Source organism: Bacillus sp. LR--39 (assembly GCF_053613335.1).
Map to the genome: position 1 here is coordinate 1,012,875 of NZ_JBSIOT010000001.1, position 24,103 is coordinate 1,036,977.

Here is a 24,103-nt window from a genome sequence, read left to right on the forward strand (position 1 = left end):
GCATTATTTCTTTAAAATATATAAAATGAGGTGCTCCAATGTCGGTATTTAAAACTCAAGAAACGTACTGGGAAAACCTGTTTGATGAAGAAGACGGCCTAAGCGCATTCCCTTACTTTAAAGCAGCGGATAAAGCGTCGTTGGCCCGTACCGGCTACCAGGAAAAATGCATCTGCCGTTCCTTATCTCCGGAAGTATCTCAAAGAATCATGACAATGGCGAATCATTCCGATATGGCGGCCTATCTGATTTTATTGGCGGGTATTGAATGCTTGTTGTATAAATATACGGATCGAACGAGCCTGATTCTTGGCATTCCAACGGTATCGAAGCAAAAAGCCGGTCAGTCAGCCGTTAACAACATTGTTCTCTTAAAAAATACGCTTTCAAACGAGAGCACATTTAAAACCGTATTCGGGCAGCTGAAAGAAGCCGTTAATGATTCTCTGAAAAATCAAAACCTGCCGTTTAGAAAAATGGTCCGGCATTTAAGCGTGCAATACAATGACGAGCATATGCCTTTGATTCATACCGTCGTTTCGCTTAACGAAATTCATTCCTTGCAATTTAAAGAAGATACTGCAACCGATACGCTGTTTCACTTTGACTTGGAGAACAACGGGATTCATTTGAAGCTTTTTTATAACGGCAATCTGTACGATGAGCGCTATATTAATCAAATTGTATCCCATTTGGATCAGCTGCTGTCTGTGATTCTGTTTCAGCCTCAAGCCGCGATCCATACGGCAGAGATCTTACCGGAAGCGGAAAAACAGAAGCTATTGTTTGATTTTAACGACACCGGCACAGATTTCTCCGGGAGCAGAACAGTCTATCAATTATTTGAAGAGCAAGCAGAAAGAACGCCTGAGCATACGGCCGTCAAGTTTAAAAACGACCATTTGACGTACAGGGAACTGAATGAGAAGGCGAACCGTTTGGCAAGAACATTGCGTAATTGCGGGGTTCAACCCGATACGTTAGTCGCCATTCTCGCTGATCGTTCATTAGAAATGATCGTATCCATTATAGCCGTTTGGAAGGCAGGGGGCGCTTATGTGCCCCTGGATCCTGAATATCCAAAAGAGCGGCTTCAATATTTGCTTCATGATGCGGATGCAGACGTTCTCCTTGTTCAGCAACATTTAAAAAACAGCCTCGCCTTTGACGGCCGGGTGATTGATTTGAATGATGAAACATCATACCATGCCGATTGCTCATTGTTATCACCAATAGCGGAACACAGCCATTTAGCCTATGTCATTTATACGTCGGGTACAACAGGAAAGCCGAAAGGGGTCATGGTTGAACACGGCGGCATTGTGAATTCGCTCCAATGGAAGAAGGCGTTTTTCAAGCATTCTCCGGCGGATCGCGTGCTTGTCTTGTACCCGTATGTTTTTGATGCGTTCATTTTAAACTTCTTCGGCCCGCTCATCTCAGGAGCAACTTTGCACCTTTTGCCTAATGAAGAGAATAAAGAAACTTTCGCCATTCAAAATGCCATAAAACAAGAGAGAATTACTCATTTTTCAACTTCTCCCCGTCTTCTGAAAACGATGATTGAACAGATGAACGCAGAGGATTTCATCCATGTTCAGCATGTTGTTGTAGGCGGTGAGCAGCTGGAAACAGATACAGTTGAGAAGCTGCATTCTCTGCAGCCTCGCATTCGGATCAATAATGAATACGGACCGACAGAAAACAGCGTGGTATCTACATTTCACCCTGTTCAGTCCGCTGATGAACAGATCACAATCGGCAGCCCGGTGGCCAACCATCAAGCTTATATTTTAGGAGCGCACCATCAAATCCAGCCGATCGGCGTACCGGGAGAGCTGTATGTCGGAGGAGCGGGAGTGGCCCGCGGCTACCTCAATCGGGCTGAATTGACGGAGGAAAAATTTGTGGAGCATCTGCATGTCCCTGGTCAAAAGATGTATAAAACGGGGGATCTCGCCAGATGGCTGCCGGATGGAAGAATCGAATATTTAGGGCGGATTGATCATCAAGTGAAAATTCGCGGCTACCGGATTGAGATCGGCGAGGTAGAGGCAGCCATGTTCAATCTGGAAAACGTTCGTGAAGCCGCAGTCGTCGCGCGGGAAGACGCAGACGGGGCCAAACAATTGTATGCCTATTATGTCGGCGAGCCTTCTTTGACCGCTGCGCAGTTCAGAGAAGACTTATCCCGAGAACTGCCGAATTATATGATTCCCTCCCGCTTTATCCCTTTGGAACGCATTCCGCTCACTTCAAATGGGAAGATTGATCTGAAAGCTTTGCCTGCTGCTGACGAAAATACGCGGGCGGAATACGAATACATAGCCCCGCGGAACACAATAGAAGAACTGCTGGTGTCCATCTGGCAAGAAGTATTAGGGGCAGAACGTATAGGAATTTCGGATAATTTCTTTGATTTTGGCGGAGATTCGATTAAATCAATTCAGGTGTCATCCAGATTGTATCAAGCCGGATACAAGGTTGATATGAAGCATTTGTTTAAACACCCCTCGATTGCTGAACTTAGTCAGTTTGTAGCGCCGGTCAGCAGGGTGGCTGATCAAGGAGAAGTGAATGGCGGAACCAAGCTGACCCCGATACAGCATTGGTTTTTTGAGCAAAAAATGCCGCATGCACACCATTACAATCAGGCCGTCATGTTATATTCGGCGGAAGGCTTTAAAGAGGCTCCGCTTCGCCGGACGATGGAACGGATCGCGTCGCATCACGATGCCTTGAGGATGATTTTTGAAAAAACGCCGGATGGATATGCTCCGCGAATTACAGGAACAGATGAAAGTAAACTATACCATCTGGAAGTGATGAATTATAAAGGGGAAACCGATCCGGCTCAAGCGATTGCCGATAAAGCGAATGAGATTCAAAGCAGCATGGTATTAGACAAAGGGCCATTGATGAAGCTCGGTTTGTTCCAATGTCCGGACGGGGATCATTTGCTGATTGCAATTCATCATTTGCTGATTGACGGAGTATCCTGGCGTATTTTACTCGAAGATTTTGCAAGCGGATATGAGCAGGCAGAACGCGGACAAACAATCCAGCTCCCGCAAAAAACAGACTCGTTTCCATTCTGGGCCGATCAATTGTCCAAATATGCGGCGGAAACCGATATGGAAGAGGAGATTGCGTATTGGACTGAGCTTTCAAGTATAAAGCCTCAGCCATTGCCTAAGGACACTATCAGCGAAGGATCGTTATTAAGAGACAGCGAAGAAGTGACGATTCAATGGACAAAAGAGGAAACGGAGCAATTATTAAAACATGCGAACCGCGCCTACAACACGGATATCAACGATCTGCTGCTGACTTCGTTAGGGCTGGCTGTTCACAAGTGGACAGGCACGGAAGACATTGTCGTAAATTTGGAAGGCCATGGGAGAGAACCGATTATTCCGGATGCTGACATTTCCCGCACGATAGGATGGTTCACAAGCCAGTACCCTGTCGTCCTGAGGATGGAAGCCGGAAAAAACCTGTCGCAGCGGATAAAGATCGTAAAAGAAGGGCTGCGCCGCATCCCTGACAAAGGAATGAATTACAGCATCATCAAATATATATCCGGGCATCCGGAAGCCGACAGCCTGCAGCTGAATCCGGAGATATCGTTTAACTATTTGGGACAATTTGACCAAGACCTGAAGCACCAGGCTTTACGCATCTCGCCTTTTTCCACAGGGTTATCAATGAACGAAAACCAAGAGAGAACGGCCGTGCTTGATTTGAACGGCATGATTGCCGAAGGGACATTATCACTGACACTGAGCTACAGCAGCAAACAATACGAAAGATCTACTATGGCGCAATTTGCCCGGGGGCTGAAAGAAAGTCTGCAAGAAGTCATTGCGCATTGCGTGAGCCGGCAGCAGACTTCTCTCACACCAAGTGACATCCTGTTAAAAGACATCTCAATCGATGAACTGGAACAGCTTTTGGAGCAGACGCGTGAATTAGGCGAAGCGGAAAATATTTATCCATTAACGCCGATGCAGAAGGGCATGCTGTTTCACAGCTTATTTGATCCGAATTCAGGTGCTTATTTTCAGCAAACGATGTTTGATCTGCATGGAGATCTGGAGATTGATTCATTTTCAAAAAGCTTGGACGGCTTATCGCAAAAATATGACATTTTCCGCACGAATTTTTACAGAGGCTGGAAAGATCAGCCGCTCCAAATCATATTCAAAACGAAAAAAATCGGTTTTCAATTCAATGACTTACGAGAGATGAAGGAATCACAAAAAGAAGCGATGATTCAGGAATATGCCAGAGAAGATAAGATGCGGGGGTTCGACTTAGAAAAAGGCGCGTTAATGCGGTTATTCATCCTTCGTACGGATGAAAAGACATACCGTTTTATCTGGAGTTTCCACCATATTTTGATGGACGGCTGGTGCCTGCCGCTGATTACAAAAGAAATATTCGAGAATTACTTTGCCTTGCTTCAGCAAAAGCAGCCTGAACAATCATCAATTACTCCGTACAGTCAATATATTGAATGGCTCGGCCGGCAAGATGCGAAAGAGGCCGCGGCTTATTGGGATCAGTACTTGGAGGGATATGAGGAGCAAACCGGCCTTCCTAAGGATCACCATGCAGCGGAAGACGGACGATACGTTCCTGAAAAAGTGACGTGTGACATAAGCTCCGATCTCACTTCGAAAATGAAGCGGACGGCAGGCAAGCATCATGTCACGCTGAACACGCTGCTGCAGACGGCATGGGCGGTTTTGCTGCAGAAATATAACCGTAGCCGGGACGTTGTGTTTGGAAGTGTTGTATCCGGAAGACCTGCTGGAATTCCAAACGTGGAAACCATGATCGGCTTATTCATTAACACCATTCCCGTCCGGTTCCGATGTGAAGCCGGGACAACGTTTGCTGAGCTTATGAAAGAGGCGCAGGAAAGGGCTGTAGCGTCTCAACAATTTGAGACACACCCGCTGTACGATATTCAAGCGCGTACAACGCAAAAGCAAGATTTAATTACACATTTAATGATATTCGAAAATTATCCGGTTGATCAGTATATGGAAAGTATAGGCAGCCAGAACGAAACATCCATCAAAATTTCCAACGTACAAATGGAAGAACAGACCAACTACGATTTTAATTTGACCGTTATACCGGGCGACGAGATGAACATCTCTTTTGAATACAATGCAAATGTGTATGATCAGGCAAGCATAGAGCGTGTTCGGGAACATTTCATGCAAATCCTGCATCAAGTCGTGACAGATGCGGATATCCGGGTGGATCAAGCGGAATTGTTAACGGAAGGCGAAAGAAGAACCCTTCTGCAGACGCTGAACGACACGGCCGCGCCGTTCCCGCAGACGCCGGTTCATCAACTATTTGAAGAGCAATCGCAGCGTACGCCCGATCAAGCAGCCGTCATTGATAAGGACAGGCAGCTCACGTACGGAGAGCTCAATAAGCGGGCCAACCGACTGGCGCGAACGTTAAGAGCGAAAGGAGTGCAGACGGATCAGCCTGTAGCCATCATCACAAGAAACAGCATCGAATCGGTGGTCGGAATCCTTGCCGTTTTAAAATCAGGCGGAGCCTATGTCCCTATAGATCCGGAATATCCGCAAGACCGCATCCGGTATATGCTGGATGACTCCCAAGCCGGAATCGTTTTAATGCAGCGGGATGTCAGGAAACAGCTTGCCTATGAAGGCGCCACGGTTTTACTTGATGATGAAAGTTCTTATCACCAAGATGACTCTGACCTTGCTCCGATAAATGATGTGAGCCATTTGGCATATGTCATTTATACGTCAGGTTCCACAGGCCGGCCAAAAGGCGTACTAATCGAGCACGGAGGCTTGACCAATTATATTTGGTGGGCGAAAGAGGTTTATGTAAAAGGCGAGAAAGCCAACTTCCCATTGTATTCGTCCATTTCTTTTGATCTGACGGTGACTTCTATTTTCACGCCGCTTGTCACAGGCAATGCAATCATCGTCTATGACGGAGAGGATAAAACAGCTCTGCTTGAATCGATTGTGCGGGACCCGAGGGTGGATATCATTAAATTGACCCCGGCCCATTTGCAGGTTTTGAAAGAAATGAACATTGCCGATCAAACGGCTGTCAGAAGAATGATTGTGGGCGGGGAAAACTTAAGCACCCGGTTAGCCCGCAGCATTCATGAACAGTTCGAAGGCCGGATTGAAATATGCAATGAGTACGGACCGACGGAAACCGTTGTCGGCTGCATGATTTACCGTTACGATGCCGCAAAGGACAGACGGGAATCGGTACCGATCGGAACCGCTGCGGCAAACACGAGCATTTACGTTCTTGATGAGAATATGAAACCCGCACCGATCGGAGTGCCGGGAGAGATCTATATCAGCGGCGCCGGTGTGGCTAGAGGATATTTAAACCGTCCCGAATTAACAGCAGAGAAATTTGTCGTTGACCCGTTTGAACCCGGAGCGAAGATGTATAAGACCGGAGATTTGGCGAAGTGGCTGGCGGACGGAAACATTGAATATGCGGGCAGAATAGATGAACAAGTGAAAATCAGAGGCTATCGTATCGAATTAGGCGAGATCGAGGCGGCACTGCTTCAAGAAGAAGCGATCAAGGAAGCTGTCGTTACAGCCAGAGAGGACGTCCACGGGTTTAAACAATTGTGTGCATATTACGTGAGCGGCGGGCAAACAACGGCAGCCCGGCTCCGGAAACAATTGTCTCAAACCCTTGCAAGTTATATGGTTCCGGCTTATTTTATCGAGCTTGATGAAATGCCTTTAACTTCTAACGGAAAAATAAACAGAAAAGGGCTGCCGGCTCCGGATTTCGAACTGCAGGACAGAGCAGAGTATAAAGCTCCCCGAACAAAAGCTGAAGAAATATTAGTTTCTGCCTGGGAATCGGTATTAGGCGCTGAAAACGTCAGTATTCTTGATAATTTCTTTGACCTTGGCGGAGATTCCATTAAATCCATTCAAGTATCCTCCAGATTAAATCAGCAAGGATACAAAATGGAAATCAAGGACTTGTTTCAATATGCAACAATTGCTGAATTGAGTCCGCATATCAAGCAGAATCTGCGTATAGCCGATCAAGATGAGGTCAAAGGAAAAGTCAGCCTGACTCCTATTCAGCATTGGTTTTTCGAACAAACAACAACAGATCAGCATTATTATAATCAAGCCGTCATGCTGCATGCGCCGGAAGGTTTTCAGGAAACGCAGCTTCGTCAAACCCTGCAAAAGCTTGCTGAACATCACGATGCGCTCCGCATGACGTTCCGGACTACGGAAAATGGCTGCGAGGCGCAGAATGAAGAAATCGCCCAAAGCGGACTGTACCGCTTAGAAGTCCTGAATCTGAAAGAAGATTCCGATCCGGGACGGACAATTGAAGCCAAGGCTGATGAGATACAAAGCAGTATGCGTTTAAGTGATGGGCCGTTAATGAAAGCCGTGTTGTTTCAATGCGCAAATGGAGATCATCTGCTCATTGCCATCCATCATTTGATTATAGACGGGATTTCATGGCGCATCTTACTGGAAGATATCGTTAGCGGCTACAAGCAAGCCGAGAACGGGCGAGTGATTCAATTGCCGCAAAAAACAGACTCTTTCCAATTATGGGCTAAGAGACTTTCAGAATACGCGCAAAGTGAAACCATAAAACAAGAACAGGAATATTGGACAAAGATCGAACAAACCGATGTCAAACCGCTGCCTAAAGATTTTCATGAAACCCATACAACTGCAAAAGACAGTGAAACAGCAACTGTGGAATGGACGAAAGAGGAAACGGATCTGCTATTAAAACAAGCGAATCGCGCTTATAACACGGAAATAAACGATTTGCTTTTAACTTCTCTGGGTCTTTCCATATCGCATTGGTCAGGACTGGAACAAATTCCGATTCATTTAGAGGGACACGGCAGAGAACAGATTATACAAGATATAGATATCTCCCGCACGGTCGGGTGGTTTACAAGTCTGTATCCGGTTGTGCTGCACGCGCAGCCGGGCAAAGAAATCTCTGATTATATCAAGACGACCAAAGAAGGATTGCGCCAAATTCCGCATAAAGGGATCGGATATGGAATAGCAAGGTACTTAAGCGGCGGAATGCCATCGAAACTCAATCCTGAGATCAGCTTTAACTACCTGGGACAGTTTGACCAAGATTTACAGCAGCATGGGGTTCAATTATCTTCTTATTCTTGCGGTTCAGACTCAAGCGAAAATCAAGAAAGACCGTATGTATTGAATATAAACGGAATGATCACCGAGGGCCGGCTGAGGCTTACGATCAGCTACAGCAGCAAACAGTACGCAAAAGAAACGATCATGCGGTTATCGGAAACGATTCAAAGCCGCCTGCGGTCCATCATTACGCATTGCGTTCATAAAGAACAATCGGAACTGACGCCAAGCGATATTTTGTTAAAGGGCATGTCCATTGATGAATTGGATCAGCTCCTCATTCAACTGCCGCATGCAGGTGAGGTTGAAAACGTGTATCCGCTCACTCCGATGCAGAAAGGAATGCTCTTCCACAGCCTGCTGGACGAGGCCTCAAGTTCTTATTTTGAACAAGCATCGTTCGATTTGCAGGGAGAGTTAAAGATTGATTGGTTTAAAGCAAGCCTTGAACGATTATTTGAAACATACGCCGTGCTCAGAACCCGTTTTTACAGCGGCTGGAACGATACTCCTTTACAAATTGTCTATAAAACGCAAACACCGCAAATTCATTTTACAGATTTGCGTGACATAGAGGAGCACCTGCGAGAGGATGCAATCGCAGCCTATCAAAGAGAAGACAAGGCAAAAGGATTTGACTTGGCTCGGGATCCGTTGATGCGCATTGCGATTTTCCGTATGGAAGACCGCAAATATCATTTGATTTGGAGCTTCCATCATATTGTGATGGATGGCTGGTGCCTGTCTCTTATCACGAAGGAAGTGTTTGATCATTATAGCGCCTTACAGGAAGGCAGGGAACCAGAACCGCCATCGGCAGCTCCTTACAGCGACTATATCGAGTGGCTTGGCCGCCAAGATCAGGGAGCGGCAAAGCGGTACTGGAGCAGGTATCTTGAAGGATATAAAGGTGAAACCACGCTTCTTCATAAAATAGCGCAGCATGAACAAAAAGAATACGCCTATGCCAATGTGATCTGCCGATTTGATCACGAACAGACAAAACAATTACAGCAGATCGCAAATCAGCATCAGGTTACATTAAATACGTTGATCCAAACGTTATGGGGAATTTTATTACAGAAATACAGCGGGTCCGCAGATGTTGTCTTCGGCAGTGTCGTGTCGGGAAGGCCGGCGGAAATTCCTGATGTGGAACAGATGATCGGCCTGTTCATCAATACCATTCCGGTTCGCATCCGCTGCGAGGAGGACAGCACTTTTGCTGATACGATGCAAATGGTTCAACAAAACGCGCTGGCTTCCCAATCGTACGATACCTATCCTTTATACGAAATTCAGGCCCAAACGGAACAAAAGCAGAACCTGATTGACCATATCATGATTTTTGAAAACTATCCGATCGGGCAGCAGGTCGAAGAGACGGGACATCATGGTACGGAGCTGAACATTACGAATTTTCATATGCAGGAACACTCCCACTATGATTTGAATGTGGTTGTTATTCCTGGCGAACAGCTGGCCGTTCATTTCGGTTTTAATGAAAATGAATATGAAAAATCAGAAGCGGAACGGCTCTGCGGACATTTTGAACAGCTCATGCAGCAAGTATTACAGCAGCCGTCTGTCAAAATAGAAGAATTGGAGCTTCTCTCTCAACAAGAAAAAGAACATCTGCTCAGCCGCTTTCAGTCTAATGACATGCAATACCCGCGTGAAAAAACGATTCATGAGTTGTTCGAGGAACAGGCGCAACGTACTCCGGACAATACAGCGGTTGTATTCGAGGATAAACAACTCACCTACGGAGAACTGAATCGGCGTGCCAATCAGCTTGCGCGAACCTTGCAGGCAAAAGGTGTGCGGAACGATCAGCTTGTCGGTATTATGACTGAACGCTCGCTTGAGATGATTGTAGGCATCTTGGGAGTTTTAAAAGCGGGCGGCGCATATTTGCCGATAGATCCTGATTCTCCGTCTGAACGCATCCGTTATATTTTGAGTGATTCAAGTCTCAGCGTATTGCTTTACCGCGGGAAGCTGCAGGATGACATCGGCTTCTCAGGAACATGTATCGAACTCATGGAGGAACATTTCTATCACGAAAAAGACAGCAGTCTTGCACTCTCTTATCAGTCCAGTCAACTGGCCTATGCCATTTATACTTCCGGTACGACAGGCAAGCCTAAAGGCACGTTAATTGAACATCGCCAGGTCATTCACCTGATTGAAGGACTTCGACGCCAAATTTACTCTGCCTATGAGGCGGAGCTGAATGTAGCCATGCTCGCTCCATATTATTTCGATGCTTCTGTTCAGCAAATGTATGCTTCCTTGCTGTCAGGACATACCTTGTTTATTGTTCCGAAAGAGATTGTGTCAGACGGTGCTGCCTTATGCCGTTACTACCGGCAGCATTCGATTGACATCACCGACGGAACACCTGCCCACTTAAAGCTTTTGATAGCTGCGGGTGATTTGCAGGGAGTCACGCTTCGGCATCTTTTAATCGGAGGAGAGGCTCTTTCCAAAACGACGGTAAATAAGCTCATGCAATTATTCGGCGATCATGGCGCTGCGCCTGGGATTACCAATGTATATGGGCCTACGGAGACTTGCGTAGACGCGTCTCTGTTCAACATTGAATGTTCTTCCGATGCGTGGGCACGCAGCCAAAACTATGTCCCTATAGGCAAGCCGTTAGGCAGAAACCGCATGTACATTCTTGATTCAAAAAAACGGCTGCAGCCGGCGGGCGTCCAAGGCGAGCTGTATATTGCAGGGGACGGTGTCGGGCGGGGTTACTTGAACCTGCCGGAACTGACGGACGAAAAATTTGTTGCCGATCAGTTTGTACCGGAGGACCGAATGTACAGAACCGGTGATCTGGCCTGCCTTCTGCCGGATGGAAATATTGAATATATCGGCCGGATTGATCATCAGGTGAAAATTCAAGGTTTTCGGATTGAACTCGGTGAAATCGAATCGGTGATGCTGAACGTTCCTGATATTCAAGAAGCCGCCGCAGCTGCCCTTAAAGATGCAGATGATGAATATTACTTGTGCGGATACTTTGCTGCGGATAAGACAATACAGATCAGTGAACTTCGCGAAAGAATGGCCCGGCATTTACCGGGATATATGATCCCGGCTCATTTTGTTCAGCTGGATAAGATGCCGCTGACTCCAAACGGGAAGTTGAATCGCCAGTTATTGCCGGCTCCGGTCAAAAAGCGTGACAGCGGCATAGAGTACGTCCCGCCGCAAACTTCGGCAGAAATCCAGCTGACAGCAATTTGGGAGGATGTCCTCGGATTAGAGCAGGTGGGGATCAGAGATCACTTTTTTGAGATCGGCGGACACTCCCTGCGGGCAACGGCGCTGATTGCAAAAATACAAAAGCAATTGCATGTCCAAATTCCTTTGCGGGACGTCTTCCGTTTCCCAACCATTGAACAGCTCGCACAGACGATCACGAAGACGGAGCTGACCGGATATGCTGCGATTCCTGCAATTGAAAAAAGACCTTATTATCCGGTATCCTCAGCACAAAAACGGTTGTACATCCTGAATCACTTGGAAGGCGGAGAACTCAGTTACAACATGCTGGGACTGATGGCTGTCGAAGGCAAGCTTGACCGTGACAAACTGCAGCAAGCCTTCCGCACGCTGATTTTGCGCCATGAATCTTTGCGCACCGGTTTTAAAATGGCTGACGGAGAACCCGTTCAGTATGTCTTGGATCATGCAGCGTTTGAAACAGAGTGGTACCAAGGGGAAGAAGATGGTGCTCACCTTTATATCCGCCAATTTATTCGTCCTTTTCACCTGGATGAGCCGCCGCTGCTTCGCGTGGGGCTGATTGAACTTCAACCTGACCGCGGAATTCTGATGTTTGATATGCACCACATTATTTCTGACGGAACGTCCATGAGCGTATTGATCAAAGAATTTATCCGCATTTATGAAGGAGAGACATTACCGCCCCTGCGCATCCAGTACAAGGACTACGCGGTATGGCAGACCGGCGAAGCGAGATTACAACAGATTCAAAAACAAGAAGCCTATTGGTTAGAGCTGTACAGCGGCGACGTTCCTGTCCTTCATCTGCCGACCGATTATATCCGGCCGTCGGCACGGGATTTTGCGGGAGCCACAATGCAGTTTACGCTTGATAAGCAAAAAAGCGATGGGTTAAAGCAGCTGGCATCCCAAACTGAATCGACTTTATATATGGTGCTCCTTGCGTCTTATACATTATTGCTTTCAAAATACAGCGGCCAGGAAGACATTATTGTCGGCAGTCCTATAGCGGGAAGACCGCACGCCGATTTGGAACCGATTATCGGAATGTTTGTCAATACATTGGCCATGAGAAATTACCCTGAAAAAGGGAAGACGTTCTCTCAGTATCTGTCCGAGGTGAAGGAGAATGCATTAAAAGCTTATGAACATCAAGATTATCCGTTCGAAGCGCTGATCGATCAACTGAATATCGCCAGAGACTTGAGCCGTAATCCGTTGTTTGACACCATGTTTGTGCTTCAAAACACGGAGCAGGAACAATTAGAGATAAGTGACGTCACTTTCAAACCATATCCAAACGGACATACGATGGCGAAATTTGATCTAACTTTAACTGCCGTGGAAGAAGAGGCGGGTATTCAGTTCACGATGGAATACTTGACGGCCCTGTTTAAACCGGAAACGATCGAACGTATGATGGGGCATTTTGTGAAGCTGATTGATTCGATTATTAAACAGCCTGATGCCGAGCTGGCTCGTCTGAATATAATGACCCAGGAAGAGGAAAGAGACATTCATCAGCTCTTTAACGATACTGCAGCAGAAACACGTATTCCGACTACGGTTCATCAGCTTTTTGAGCAGCAGGCTGTGCTTAATCCGGACCATGAAGCCATCATGTTTGGAAATCAGACGCTGACTTATCGTCAGCTGAATGAGCGTTCTAATCAGCTGGCGCGCGTCCTTCAAGATAAAGGTGTTGGCACTGATCAGGTGGTTGCCGTTCTCACGGATCGCTCAGCAAATATGATCATCGGCATTTTAGCCATATTAAAGGCCGGCGCAGCATTTCTCCCTATCGATCCGGAGCTTCCCGAAAAACGGCGGGCTTTTATGCTGAAAGACAGCGGTGCCGACGTGCTTTTGACTTGTGCAGGTCCCGCTATTCCGCCGCTCTTTGAAGGAGAAGTGCTTCTGCTTGATGATCCGATGATATATCAAGGCAGAGCAGACAATCTTAATCTTTCCTGCTCGGAAAATGATTTAATGTATGTTATTTACACGTCAGGCACAACGGGGCAGCCGAAAGGCGTTCAGCTGGAGCACAAGACCATGACGAATCTGCTCGCTTATGAGCAGGATCATACGCAGCTGCAGTTTGACAGAGTGCTGCAATTTGCCGCAATGAGCTTTGATGTCTGCTATCAAGAAATGTTCTCCGCGCTTTCAAGCGGAGGAACACTCTTTATCATCGGCAATGAGGCAAAACGTGACATACGTCAGCTCAATGATTTTGTCAGAACGCACGGGATACAAACAGCATTTCTTCCGACAGCGTTCCTTAAGCTTCTTGCCTCGGAGAAACACTATTTCGAACCATTTGCCGAGTGCGTAGATCACATCATCGCTGCGGGGGAACAGCTCATCGTAACAAGTATGCTGCGTGACATGCTGGCGCGCCAGCAAGTCACATTGCATAATCATTACGGTCCGTCGGAGACGCATGTCGTGACCATGTATACCGTTGATCCGAATACAGATCAGGAGCTTCAGCCGATCGGCAAACCGATTTCAAATACGGAGATGTTCATTTTGAATGAAGCCGGAACGCTTCAGCCTGTCGGAGTCGTCGGTGAACTTTGTATTTCAGGAGTGAGCCTGGCCAGAGGCTATCATAACAGGGAGTCTTTGACGCTCGAAACTTTTGTTCCGCACCCATATGACTCGAATCAGCGGATGTATAAAACAGGCGATCTGGCCCGTTACCTTCCTGACGGAAACATTGAATATGCGGGAAGGAGGGACCATCAGGTCAAAATCCGCGGTTACCGGGTTGAACTCGGTGAGGTGGAGGCCGCTCTTCTCAAGCACGTACAGGAAGCAGTTGTCCTAGCAAAAGAAAATACCGATGGCCAAAGTGATTTATATGCCTATTTTACAGCGGAGCAATCACTCTCGATCAGTCAGCTGAAAGAAAAACTTGCTGGTCAAATACCGGGATACATGATCCCTTCATACTTCATCCAGCTGGAGAAACTGCCGCTAACCGGCAATGGAAAAGTAAATCGAAGAGCATTACCGATGCCTGAAGCTGGTTTGCAAACGGGAACCGACTACGTTGCTCCGCGGACGAATATGGAAGAGCAGCTGATATGCATCTGGCAAGACGTTTTAAAGGTAAAAGAAATAGGTGTAAAAGATAACTTTTTCGATTTGGGCGGCCACTCGTTGCGGGGGATGACGCTCATCGCCAAAATTCATAAGCAATTCAGCAAAAACATTTCATTAAGAGAAGTCTTTCAATGTCCGACAGTTGAGGAAATGGCAAAGGTAATTGCAGGAGCTGAAACCAACGGGCCGGATTACATTCCGAAAGCCAAAGCAAAAGATGTCTATCCTGTATCTTCCGTGCAGAAGATGGTTTACCTGTCAACACAAATAGAAGGCGGAGAACTTAGCTACAATATGCCGGGAATCCTTACATTAGAAGGAAAACTCGACATGAATCGCCTGCAAACCGCTTTCCAAAAACTGATCCAGCGTCATGAATCGCTGCGTACCGGTTTTGAAATGGTCCGCGGAGAACCGGTGCAGGTGATCAAACCGCAAGTGGAGTTTTCGATGGAAAGATACAAGGCAACAGCTGACGAGGTTGAGGAATGTTTCCGCACCTTCGTGCGGCCGTTCGATCTCAGCCAGGCTCCATTACTTAGGGCCGGACTCATCGAGTTAGAACAAGACCTGAATATTTTTATGTTTGACATGCACCACATCATCACGGACGGCGCCTCCATGAATATTTTTGTCGAAGAACTGATTCAAATGTATGACGAAAAAGAGTTAGCTCCGCTCCGTATTCAGTACAAAGACTTTACGGAATGGAAACATCAAAAAGAGCAAAGAGAACGAATCAAGAAGCAGGAAGAGTATTGGCTTGGTGTATTTCATGAAGAGCTCCCGTCATTCGAGCTTCCGAAAGATTTTGCGAGACCGCCGGTTAGAAGCTTTGATGGGAAAAGGCACAATTTTACGCTCGATAAGACTGTCACCCAAGGGATAAAGCAGCTGGAAGAATTGACTGGAACGACCGCTTACATGATTTTGTTCTCGGCCTATTCCATACTGCTGGCAAAATACAGCGGTCAGGATGATATCGTCGTCGGCACCCCTATTGCGGGGAGACCGCATGCGGATTTGGAACCCATTATCGGAATGTTTGTCAATACATTAGCCATCCGCACCGCTCCGATGGCAGAAAGGACATTTTTGGATTATATAACGGAAACGAAAGAAACCATGCTGAAGGCTTTTGAACATCAAGAGTATCCTTTTGAAGAATTAGTTGAAAAACTGGGTGTGAAACGGGACTTAAGCCGCAATCCATTGTTTGATACGATGTTTGTCCTGCAAAATACCGAACAAACGGATATTGAAGTGGACTCTCTCGCAGTCAGACCTTATGAACAAACGGAGACGGCAGCCAAGTTTGATTTACAGCTGAACTTCTTAATAGATCAAGATGAGATTCAGGGCAGTTTTGATTACTGTACAAAACTATTTAAAAAGAAAACCATTGCTGTATTGGACAAGGATTACGTCATGATCCTTTCGGCGATTATGAGAAACCCATCCATTCCTTTAAAAGACATTCAATTAAGCGAAAAAGTAAACAAAAGTAAACATCTCGCAAGCACAATCAAATTGGATTTCTAATCACAGGGGCAGCGGCTGTCCCGGCATGAATGCCGCGGCTGCCGCCAGCCGCCTGAAAACAGGAATGAAACCAACTGGAGGGATATGAATGTCAGAATTCAAACAACAGGAGTTGTTCTGGGGCCGAATGTTTCACACGGAAGACCGTCCCAGTGCATTCCCTTCGTTTCAAGTGTCCGACTCAACAGTAAAGCGTGATATAACAAGCGGATCTGACTGTATTCACAGTTCATTGAGTGCGGATGTATCACAGCGCATCCTGACGATGACGAACCAAACGCCAATGGCCGTCTATCTGGTTCTCCTGATCGGAATTGAATCCCTTTTATACAAATACACGGGGGAAGAGGGCGTGATTACAGGGGTTCCAACCTTTGAAGACGAAACTGATGAAGATCTTCGTTCAGACCAGCTCATGTTAATCAAACAGCATATCAATTCCGGCAGTACGTTTAAATCAATTTTCCATGAATTGAAACATACGCTGGACGAAGCGATCTTATATCAGGACGTTCCCTTTGATAAAATGGCCGGACAGCTGAGGCTGAACTACAATGCAAATCATTTGCCGATCATCCATACAGTCGTTTCACTAGAGCAAATTCATTCTGATGGTTTCATAGAAACGGCTGCTGCAGATGCTTTATTTCAGTTTGCTATGGGTGAAGACTTGATTGACCTAAAGTTATGTTTTAATGAACAAGTCTATGACCGTCAGTATATGATGCAGGTGCTCGGACATTTAAACCGGATATTTTCTGTCATATTATTTCAGCCTGACCTCCCCCTCGGCCAAGTGAATATTTTGCCAGAATCGGAGACACATACACTTCTCGTTGACAATCAAACTGCGAAAACTGAATATCCGCGGGATAAGACGGTTTATCAGTTATTCGAAGAACAGATGAAACGAACACCGGATCAAGCAGCCGTTATTTGCGGAGAAAAGCAATTCACATATCGCCAGCTCAATGAACGTGCCAATCAATTAGCCCGAACGTTAAGGAAAAAGGGGGTAAAGACGGACCGGCTCACTGCGATTATTTGCGAACATGAGATCGAATTGGTCGTGGGAATACTGGCCGTTTTAAAAGCGGGAGGGGCCTATGTGCCAATTGATCCGGATTACCCGAAGCATCGCATACAGTATATAGTAGAAGACTCCCAAGCTGATATCATCCTGACGCAGAGCCATCTTCAAAAACAGTTGGAACTTGCGGGCACAATGGTTTTCCTCGATCAAGAAAACTCTTACCACGAAGACGGCTCTGACCTGGAACCGATCAGCAGTACGAAGGATTTGGCTTATGTCATTTATACGTCAGGCTCCACAGGCAAGCCTAAAGGAGTGGCAATTGAGCACCAGGGCTTAACCAATTATATTTGGTGGGCCCGCCGGGTCTATGTCAAAGGGGAAAAAACCAACTTTCCCCTATATTCGTCCATCGCTTTTGATCTGACGATAACGTCTGTTTTCACTCCGCTTGTTACAGGAAATTCCATTATTGTCTACGGAGGAGAAAACAGTGCTGCCTTGCTTGATTGCATTATTCAGGATTCAAGGACGGATATTATCAAGCTGACCCCGGCGCACCTGCAGTTATTGAAAGAGATGAATATCCCTGCTGAGTGCACCATTCGGAAATTCATTGTCGGCGGTGACAATTTAAGCACGCGGCTCGCCCGAAGCATCAGCGGGAAATTCGGCGGAAAAATCAAAATTTTTAACGAATACGGGCCTACAGAGACAGTCGTCGGCTGTATGATTTATTCCTTTGATCCGCAAAACGACAGACGGGAATCAGTGCCGATCGGAACCGCCGCAGACAACATGAACATTTTCGTGCTGGATAAGAGCATGAAGCCGGTGCCGGCCGGCGTCCCGGGAGAAATCTATATCAGCGGGGACGGCATCGCCAGAGGATACTTGAACAGAGCGGAATTAACAGCGGAAAGATTTTTGCAGCACCCCTTTGTGCCAGAGGTGAAAATGTACCGGACGGGAGATTTAGCAAGGCGACTCCCGGACGGAAATATCGAATATTTAGGCCGGATCGACCACCAGGTGAAAATCCGCGGTTACCGCATTGAAATCGGGGAAGTCGAATCCGCATTTTTCCAAATACCGCCGATTCAAGAAGCTCTCGTTATGGCACAAGAAACCAACGGGGAAACATCCTTGTGCGCCTATTATACCGCACAGCATTCTTTAACCGCAGGCGAAATTCAGGAGCACCTGTCCCGGCAGCTTCCGTCCTATATGATCCCTGCTTATTTTGTACAGCTGGAAGCGATGCCGCTTACTTCCAACGGAAAAATAGATCGCCAGGCGCTGCCTGCTCCAACGGGAAATCTCACTGGCAATCCCTATACAGCTCCGCGGACAGAATTGGAAAAGATACTGGCCAGGGTGTGGGAATCGGTATTAGGCGCAGAACAGGTCGGAATCGATGATCATTTCTTTGAGCTGGGAGGAGATTCGATTAAGTCGATTCAGGTGACCTCAAGCTTATATCAAGCCGGGTATAAGCTTGACATCAAACACTTGTTCAAACACCCGACGATCTCCGGGCTTGCTCCTTTTATTGAGCCCGTTACCCGAATCGCAGAACAAGGGGAAATCAAAGGCCGTACCTTATTGACGCCGATTCAGCATTGGTTTTTCGCCCGGCAATACCCTGATCCGCACCATTATAATCAATCTGTCACGCTTTATTTTAAAGAGGGGTTGGACGAATCGAAGCTTCAGAAAGTCATGAAGAAGATGGCCGAGCATCACGATGCTTTGCGCATGGTCTATGTTCAAGGAGATCATGAATACGAAGCCAGAACCCGCGGGATCAGTGAAGGAGAATTATTCAGCCTCGACGTGTTCTCTTTACTCGAAGAAAACAACCCAGCCGAAACGATTGAAACGATAGCCAATGACATTCAGCAATCCATCCATCTAGCCGATGGTCCGCTCATGAGACTGGGATTGTTTCAATGTCAAGATGGCGATCATTTGCTGATTGCGATTCATCATCTGGTTGTAGATGGCGTATCGTGGAGGATTTTACTTGAGGATATAATGTCAGCTTATGAGCAGCTCCAAAACGGAGAAGCGATCACGCTCCCTAAGAAGACGGATTCCTATCTGTTATGGGCTGAACGATTGAAACGTTATGCAGAAAGTCCGGAATTTGAAGCGGAAAATCAATATTGGCTTGAGCAGAAACATATCTCGCAACACAAATTGCCAAAGGACAATGAGCAGGAGACCGGTCTGGCCGAAGACCGGGAAACGATCATCGTCCAATGGACAGAGGAAGAAACCGAGCGTTTATTAAAAAAATCGAACCGGGCCTATACGACTGACATTAATGATTTATTGCTGACCGGACTCGGAATGGCTGTTCATCGCTGGACGGAGCATGAAGAAATTCATGTTCATCTGGAAGGACACGGCAGGGAATCTATTTTTCAAGACGTTGATATTTCACGTACGGTGGGCTGGTTCACAACCCAATACCCGGTTTCTCTTCAAATCCAGGCGGACCGGGACATCTCCCAGCGGATTAGGACGGTGAAAGAACAGCTGCGTCAGATTCCCCAAAAAGGAATAGGATATGGACTGATGAAATATTTGTCCGATCACCCGAAGGCATCAGAATGGACCGGACATCCGGAAATCAGCTTCAATTACCTAGGACAATTTGATCAAGATTTCGAAAATGGAGGAATCGAGGTATCTCCTTACTCCGGAGGGAAAATTGCAAGTGACAGACATCCCATTGCCTATACGCTTGACATTAACGGCATGATCTCAGACGGCCGGCTGTCATTGGCCATCAGTTACAGCGGTAAACAATATCGAAGAGAAACAATGGAAACATGCGCAGCTCTCTTAAAGAACAGCCTAAAAGAAGTCATCGAACATTGCGCAGCTCAAGAAGACATTCACCTGACGCCAAGCGATATCTCGCTGAAGGACATAACAATCGAGGAATTAGATCAATTTGTTCAGCAAACACAGCATATCGGCGACATTGAAAATATATATCCTTTAACTCCCATGCAGAAAGGTATGCTGTTCCATAGTTTAATCGATTCGGCTTCCAGAGCTTACTTTGAACAAGCCGCTTTTGATCTCAAAGGCGACTTGGATATCGAGGCATTTACAATGAGTTTGTCGCAGCTGGCGGAAAGACATGAGATTCTCCGGACTCATTTTTATACGGAATGGAAAGATCAGCCTTTGCAGATCGTATTCCGAAAAAAACCGATCGAAATAACTGTTGAAGATATTCGAAGCATGAAGAATAAACAACGAAACGAGTTCATTGCCGGCTTTGTACAAAAAGATAAGGCAAGAGGATTCGACCTTACCCAAGATGCGTTAATGCGCGTATCAATCCTTCGTACAGAGGATGACCAAGTCCGGTTGATATGGAGCTTCCATCATATTTTAATGGATGGCTGGTGTCTGCCTCTTATTACGAATGAAGTATTTGAAACCTATTATGCGATTCTTGATAGAAGAAAAGCGGAGCGGGAAGCCGTCACTCCGTACAGCCGATATATCGAATGGCTGGAAAACCAGGATCATAAGCACGCTTCAGCCTATTGGCAGAAATATTTGGATGGTTATGAAGGACAAACCGCTTTGCTGAAAAAAACCGATTCAAACCAAGGCAAAGGATATCAAAAACAAAGGCTTGCAAGCCGGCTCGGAAAACAGCTGTCAGAAGAAATCAGACAGACTGCAAGCAAGCATCACGTCACCGTGAATACATTCATTCAAAGTGCGTGGGGACTATTGCTGCAAAGATACAACAACAGTCAGGATGTCGTTTTCGGGTCGGTTGTATCCGGCCGCCCGGCAGAAATTCCGGGTATTGAATCCATGGTCGGTTTATTTATCAACACCATTCCCGTACGTATTACCGCTCAGCCTGAAATGACTGTGGAACAAGTGTTGAAAATGAGCCAGGAGCAGGCATTGGCTTCTCAGGCGTATGATACATTTCCGTTGTATGAAATTCAGGCTCAAACCGAACAAAAGCAGCAGCTGATCAGTCATATCATGGTATTTGAAAATTATCCGGTCGAGAAACAAATGGAGCATATGAAACCGAATCGTGACGCGCTGGACATTATCAATTTCCATATGGAAGAGCATACCCATTATGATTTCAATTTCATTGTCATGCCCGCGGGAGAAATCGACATTCATTTTGTATACAATAGCAACGTCTATGATCATGCAAGTGTCAAGCGGATGGAAGAGCATTTTATACAAATCATTAAGCAGATGGTGAACAGTCAGGCGATTCGCGTCCAAGACTTGGATATACTTACGGGGGATGAACGTTCGCTCCTTATAGAGGCATTTAATGATACGGAAGCAGATTATCCAAAGGAAAAGACGCTTCATAAATTGCTTGAGGAACAAGCACAGCGTACGCCTGATCAAACGGCTGTCGTATACGGGGAAAGCCAGCTGACATACCAGGAACTGAATGAAAGAGCCAATCAACTTGCCCGGACATTGCAATCAGAAGGCGTGCAGCCGGATCAGCCGGTCGGGATTATGGCCGAACGTTCCTTGGAAATGATCGTAGGACTCTTCGGAATCTTAAAAGCCGGCGGCGCGTATGTGCCAATCGATCCGAGCTATCCGGAAGAACGGATTCACTATATATTGGAGGATTCGGATACGAAGCTGTTGTTAGTACAGAGTCACTTGAGGAAAAGCGTGCCTTTTACGGGAAAAGTGCTTGACCTGGAAGATCCGCGATTCTCTTGGGAAGATGGTTCAAACTTGAAACAGACGGCCGGACCGAATCACTTAGCTTATGTTATCTATACTTCGGGATCAACAGGCCGACCGAAAGGGGTTATGGTGGAACACCGATCCGTAATCAACCGTCTCGTTTGGATGCAGGAACATTACCCGCTGGATAAGCAGGATGTCATTCTGCAAAAAACCCCAATCACCTTTGATGTATCGGTGTGGGAGTTGTTCTGGTGGTCGATGACTGGTTCTAAAGCGGTATTGCTTCCAAACGGAGGGGAAAAGAACCCTGACGTCATCTTAGATACGATTGCGCAGAAAAATGTCACCGTTATGCATTTTGTGCCTGCGATGCTGCATGCTTTTCTTGAGTCCATGGAGCAGAAATCCGACGAGGAATTAAAGAGAAAGCTGGCATCATTAAAATATGTATTTGCAAGCGGCGAGGCTTTGACGCCTGCGCACGTTGCCGGGTTTCATCGCTTGATCACACCGGCGGGTGAGGCTCAAATCATCAATTTATACGGGCCGACCGAAGCGACGATCGATGTATCGTATTTTGAATGCGAAGCGGGAGAAACGCTTAACTCAGTTCCGATAGGTAAACCGATTTCCAACATTCAATTGTATATCGTACACCCCCAATCGGAATATTTTCAACCGCTCGGTGTGGCAGGAGAGCTGTGTATCGCCGGAGACGGGCTCGCACGGGGCTATTTGAACCGCCCGGAGCTGACGGCTGAGAAGTTTGCGGCTCACCCATTTGAAGCAGGGAAGCGGATGTACCGGACAGGCGACTTGGCAAGATGGCTGCCCGATGGTAATATCGAGTATTTGGGACGAATCGATCATCAAGTGAAAATCCGAGGCTACCGGATAGAACTCGGCGAGATCGAAGCATCTTTATTACAACTCGATGCAGTCAAAGAAGCGGTCGTTATCGCGATTGAAGAAGAGGGCTCAAAGCAGCTGTGCGCCTACTTGTCAGGTGACGGGTCAGTAAATACGGCGCAGCTGAAGCGTCATTTACTGAACAAACTGCCCGCTTATATGATACCGGCTTACTTTGTCCAAATGGAGAAGATGCCGATAACCGCAAATGGAAAAATCGATCGAAAAGCTTTGCCGACTCCTGAGGGAAATAGGCTTACCGGAACCGAATACGAAGCGCCCGGAACGTTAATTGAAAAGCAGCTGGCCGAGATTTGGAAGAACATTTTAGCTCTCAGCGACCCGGGAATTAAAGATAACTTCTTTGATGTTGGCGGCCATTCGCTCAAAGTATTGCAAGTTATTCATCAAATCAACGACCGTATGGGAATCAAAATGCATTATCAAGCCGTATACGATTTTCCTACCATCGAAACAATGGCACGCGCCATTCAAGCGGCAGTTTTCGAGTCCAAGACGGATAACGTATTCGTCAAGATGAATCAGAACGGTTCAATCCCTGTGTTCTGTTTCCCGCCTTTAATCGGATACGGGCTGGTCTATAATGAAATGGCGAAAAGACTTGACGGCCGCTGCACCGTCTATGCCGCTGATTTCCTAGAAGAGCCGTCTTACGAGCAAGAGATCGTTGACCGGTATGCAGAAAGCATGATAGGCATTCAGGAACAAGGGCCCTTTGTTTTACTTGGTTACTCCTCGGGGTCGAATTTGGCTTTTGAGGTTGCCAAAGCCTTGGAGAAGCGCGGACGCATCGTATCGGACATTATGATGCTTGATTCTAAAAGAGCCGTTTCGGTGAATTATTTTTCGGAAGAGGAAACCGAAGAGATCATTCATCGGAATCTGGATATCATTCCGGATTATTATAGAGAATTATTAACCATTCCTTCCATTAAGGATAAAATCAGAAGCTATCTCACATATCACAATAAACTGATCAATTCCGGCGCGGTGAACGCCAACATTCATCATTTTCTATGCGGCGAGTTGACCGATAGAGGATGGAAGCAATCAACCGCCCAGCATTACCTTGAGTACAAATTAAAAGGAGACCATGTGACGATCTTTGACCCTCACAATATTGAAGAAAATACGGATACAATTCGATCTATTATCAAAAGGATTGAAGAACGGCATCATCACGGACTTGTTCTTGAAGAACAACTGTCAATGGGATCGTTTGCGGGAGACGCAAAGTTTGACAAAATGTAAATGATCAAGTGTAAAACGCCGCTGGCCTGGCACTCAGCGG

Annotated in this window: 2 protein-coding genes; both read left to right on the forward strand. The window is 46.5% G+C overall.

From position 1 onward, the window contains the following. Window positions 1–38 precede the first annotated feature (38 nt). Entirely contained in the window at window positions 39–16,124 is a 16,086-nt protein-coding gene (locus ACWHAR_RS05125; RefSeq protein ID WP_032875088.1) for a non-ribosomal peptide synthase/polyketide synthase, read from the forward strand. Between the two features lie 88 nt (window positions 16,125–16,212). Continuing rightward, complete coding sequence (locus ACWHAR_RS05130; RefSeq protein WP_032875086.1) at window positions 16,213–24,063, forward strand: non-ribosomal peptide synthetase; 7,851 nt, start codon at window positions 16,213–16,215, stop codon at window positions 24,061–24,063. The last annotated feature ends 40 nt before the right edge of the window (window positions 24,064–24,103 follow it).

Bases quoted from the DNA above. Each gene is read 5' to 3' on its own strand.
- ACWHAR_RS05125 (WP_032875088.1), top strand. From the start codon at position 39: ATGTCGGTATTTAAAACTCAAGAAACGTACTGGGAAAACCTGTTTGAT.
- ACWHAR_RS05130 (WP_032875086.1), top strand. From the start codon at position 16,213: ATGTCAGAATTCAAACAACAGGAGTTGTTCTGGGGCCGAATGTTTCAC.